Source organism: Muribaculum sp., from assembly GCF_029051885.1.
In the GTDB taxonomy this organism is placed as follows: Bacteria; Bacteroidota; Bacteroidia; order Bacteroidales; family Muribaculaceae; genus Muribaculum.
This window is the reverse complement of the sequence record NZ_JAIDKI010000161.1, coordinates 1-3433: the sequence shown is the minus strand read 5'-3', so window position 1 is coordinate 3433 and position 3433 is coordinate 1. Positions and strand designations below refer to the sequence as shown.

3 protein-coding genes are annotated in these 3433 nt (G+C 53.6%); 2 read left to right on the top strand and 1 reads right to left on the bottom strand.

What is annotated here, in order from left to right; all coding sequences use genetic code 11:
- Nucleotides 1-101: 101 nt before the first annotated feature.
- Both crcB and K2I50_RS06955 read left to right on the top strand, forming a co-directional pair.
- The gene (gene crcB, locus K2I50_RS06960; RefSeq protein WP_301025546.1) at nucleotides 102-473 is read left to right on the top strand and encodes a fluoride efflux transporter CrcB; all 372 of its coding nucleotides are present in this window, start codon (nucleotides 102-104) and stop codon (nucleotides 471-473) included.
- 224 nt (nucleotides 474-697) lie between these two features.
- Complete coding sequence (locus tag K2I50_RS06955) at nucleotides 698-1156, top strand: GDSL-type esterase/lipase family protein (RefSeq protein ID WP_367279094.1); 459 nt, start codon at nucleotides 698-700, stop codon at nucleotides 1154-1156.
- Nucleotides 1157-1268: 112 nt separating this feature from the next.
- Here K2I50_RS06955 and glgP read toward each other — a convergent pair.
- Nucleotides 1269-3433 (bottom strand): alpha-glucan family phosphorylase (gene glgP, locus K2I50_RS06950; RefSeq protein WP_301025544.1); only part of this gene is annotated, 2165 nt, incomplete at its 5' end.

Here is a 3433-nt window from a genome sequence, read left to right as displayed (position 1 = left end):
CTCCCTCATCACAAGCGAAAATATGCTCGACGATTGACCGCCCTGACGGTAACATTTATTATTAAACAAGCTCTTAGTATCAACACATAAAATTCTTCACTATGATTAAGGCTATGCTACTGGCAGGCTGCGGCGGATTTGTCGGTACCTGCGGACGTTATCTCGTTGGGAAATGGTGTGCCGGCATGTGGCACGGCGCCTTCCCCATGGGCACATTCCTGGTCAACATCATCGGATGCTTCATCATCGGCCTCTTCTTCGGACTGCTTGAGAAAGCTCATGTAATGACACCGGGCGAAAACGTATTGCTGATTACCGGATTCTGCGGAGGTTTCACCACATTCTCGTCGTTTGCCGACGATATGTGGGTACTCGGTTCGAAAGGCGACTGGGGCACATTCGTGCTTTATCTCGCTCTCAGCGTAATCCTCGGCGTGCTCCTGGTATGGGGCGGCCGCGCTCTCATCCGCTAATCGGAATCCCTACCTTATTTCACCAGCACCCCCTGCCGGCAATCGCCGGCAGGGGGTGCCTTGTCTGTAGACTGTCTTAGACCCCGTTCCCCAATATTTGTTAACGCTGGGGTCGCATCTCTCTGAGTGATTTTTGTCTTGTGATGATAGAGCGTAGCCGTAGCTACGTGACTGAAGAATAAGGCAAAAAGCGCCGGAGAGATGCGACCCCAGCGTTAACAAATATTGGGGAACGGGGTCTTATATTCTCCATATCGCTCGGTACCAACGACAGTGCCGAATCACGCCCGCTTGGCGCACCTGTGCTTCCACAGCAGTACTACACCAACATGCAGGCAATAATAAATGAACTCCTACGACTGTTTCCCGATTGCAAGGTAGTAATCCATAGCCCTATATGGTACAGCCCAAACACATACAACAAAGCCATGTACCTGAAGGCCGGTCTCGACAGGCTCAACTCCTATAAGCCCATGATACCGCGACTTATAGATTACTACACCGAGGTCAATCCGGGACATGTGTTTCCTGGTGATACCTTAGCATACGATGCATTCGAAAACCATACCGAACTGTTTACCCCCGAAAACGGAAATGCCGGCACATTTTATCTCCACCCCAACAAAGAGGGAGCCGCTCTCCTCGCCCGCTATTGGGCCGAAGCCATAATGAAAGTTTTCTAAGACAGCAGATTATAATACATAAAAAAGCATCGTGCAGTGCACGATGCTTTTTTTATGTAATCGCCCCGATATCAGGGATATCCTGACTGTGGCGAACGGGATTGTCGGTCGATTATACCCAAAGTACGTAGGCAAAGTCCTGACGGTGGGGAAGCTCGGCATTCTTGGGATATACGCGGTAAGCGTAGCGGAATGTACCGGCCTCGCGGAGTTTGGTCTTAAGCTCGAAGGTGCAGATATTTCCCTCTTCGCCTACCATCTTGAACTCTTCGCGACCTTCATATTTCTCCTGGCCGTCCTCAATCTTGTAGATTACACACTCTACGCCGAGATCGTGGCCGAGGCCGTTGGCGTCGAGCTTGATGACTGTGCGGAACGGTTCGCCGGCCTTGGTGTTGGCGGGATCGGCATTGAATTCCTCAACCGACACAGCGTGTACGCCGGGCCATGCCTGAGCAACCTTCTCTTTCCATGCCACAATCTCTTTTGCGAGAGCGAAGTCGTGGGCGTGGAGTTTCTTGTAGCGCTTGGCTTCCTTGTCGTAGAAACGCTCGATGTAGTCGTCGATCATGCGCTTCATGGTGAAGTGGGGAGCAATCTTGGCTACAGAGTTCTTGATATATTTTACCCACTCGGCAGAGAAACCACCCTTGCGGTTTTCGAAGTAGAGAGGTATAATCTGCTTCTCAAGCATAGTGTAGATAACCTCGGCATCGAGCTTGTCCTGCTGGCCCTGGTCGGTAAATGTGCGCTTGTCGGTGAGCGCCCATCCGCCCTGCTCGCAGAATTTGTAGCCTTCATACCACCATCCGTCGAGTACGGAGAAGTTGAGCACACCGTTCATCTCGGCCTTCTCGCCCGATGTACCGGATGCCTCGAGGGGACGGGTCGGAGTGTTGAGCCAGATGTCGACGCCGCTGACGAGGCGTTTTGCTACAATCATGTCGTAGTTCTCGAGGAAGATAATCTTGCCGAGGAACTGGGGCATGCGAGAAATCTCAACGATACGCTTGATGAGGCCCTGTCCGGCGCCGTCGGCAGGGTGAGCCTTGCCTGAGAATACAAACTGTACGGGACGGTCGGGGTTGTTGACGATAGCGGCCAGACGGTCGAGGTTGGAGAAGAGAAGGTGGGCGCGCTTGTATGTGGCGAAGCGGCGTGCAAAGCCGATGATGAGCGCGTTGGGGTTGATCTTCTCGGTAATCGACATTACCTGGGTGGGGTCGCCGGCGTTCTTGAGCCACTTCTCCTTGAAGTCGCGGCGCACGAAGTCGATAAATTTGTTCTTCATCGTGGTGCGGAGAGCCCAGATGTCCTTATCGGCTACATCGTATATCTTTTCCCAGTATTTTGTGTCGCTCTGGTGCTGGAACATCTCTGCGCCGAGTTTTTCCTCGTAGAGAGCTTTCCACTCTGATGCGGCCCAAGTAGGCATGTGCACACCGTTGGTCACGTAGCCTACGTGGCTTTCTGCCCAGTTGTATCCCTTCCAGATGCCTGCAAACATCTTCTTCGACACCTCGCCGTGGAGCCAGCTTACGCCGTTGGCTTCCTGGCATGTGTTGAGCGCGAACACGCTCATCGAGAAGCGCTCGGGGCTGTCGGGGTTCTCGCGGCCCATGTTCATAAGGTCGCTCCACGAGATGCCGAGCTTCTGGGGGAACTCACCCATATACTTGCCGAAGAGGCCTTCGTCGAAGTAGTCGTGGCCTGCGGGCACGGGAGTATGTACGGTATAGAGGCTCGATGCACGCACTACCTCGAGGGCGGTGTTGAAGTCGAGATGATCGTCCTGTACATAGTCGACGAGACGCTGGAGATTGAGCAGAGCGGCGTGGCCTTCGTTGCAGTGGTAGAGCTCGCTCTTGATACCGAGTTTCTTGAGCATGAGCACACCGCCGATACCGAGCATATACTCCTGCTTGATACGGTTTTCCCAGTCACCGCCATAGAGCTGATGGGTAATCTGACGGTCAAACTCCGAGTTCATGTCGAAGTCGGTATCCATCAGATAGAGACACATGCGGCCTACGTTTACACGCCAGATGTGGCTGTAGACGATACGTCCGGGGAAAGGTACCTCGAGGATGGCGGGCTTGCCGTCGGCGTCAAGCACCTGCTCAAGCGGCAGCATGTTGAAGTCCTGGGGCTCGTAGTTGGCAATCTGCTGGCCATCGACCGAGAGAGTCTGGGTAAAGTAGCCGTAGCGGTAGAGGAAACCTACAGCGGTCATGTCGACACAGCTGTCGGATGCTTCCTTGATATAGTCGCCGGCGA

Coding starts and splice junctions, on each gene's coding strand:
- crcB (WP_301025546.1), top strand. CDS start 102: ATGATTAAGGCTATGCTACTGGCAGGCTGCGGCGGATTTGTCGGTACC.